Origin of the sequence: Pseudonocardia sp. EV170527-09, from assembly GCF_008369905.1 — a bacterium.
Classification (GTDB): Bacteria; Actinomycetota; Actinomycetes; order Mycobacteriales; family Pseudonocardiaceae; genus Pseudonocardia.
This window is the reverse complement of record NZ_VRMC01000373.1, coordinates 1-369: the sequence shown is the minus strand read 5'-3', so window position 1 is coordinate 369 and position 369 is coordinate 1. Positions and strand designations below refer to the sequence as shown.

Here is a 369-nt window from a genome sequence, read left to right as displayed (position 1 = left end):
GGGAAAACTACTTTGGGAGAACGTTCTCCCGGGCGAAATACGCGGCCGCCCGCTTGAGAATCTCGTTCTCCACCTCAAGGCGACGCTTCTCCTTACGGAGCCCGGTCAATTCGCGTTTCTCGGCGCTACTCAGCCGTGAATCGGAGCCGCCGGTGTCGTCGGCGGCGGCCTGGGCCATCCAGCTCCGCAAACACGACTCCGATATCGACAGGTCCTTCGCGATCGCAGACACCGGCTTGTCGCCAGCACGAGCAAGGTCCACGGCGCGGCGCCGGAACTCGGGCGGGTGAGGTGCAGGCACGAACAACATCCTCCCTGGTGGACCGGGTCCACCTCAGGTGACGTGTCCGGCGTCAGGGGTCAAGCTCA

1 protein-coding gene is annotated in these 369 nt (G+C 64.5%); it reads right to left on the bottom strand.

Annotated features, from left to right (window positions below; genetic code table 11):
• Nucleotides 1–7 precede the first annotated feature (7 nt).
• Nucleotides 8–301, bottom strand: coding sequence for a transposase (locus FVA95_RS29530; RefSeq protein WP_161992545.1), 294 nt, complete (start codon nucleotides 299–301; stop codon nucleotides 8–10).
• Nucleotides 302–369: the final 68 nt, after the last annotated feature.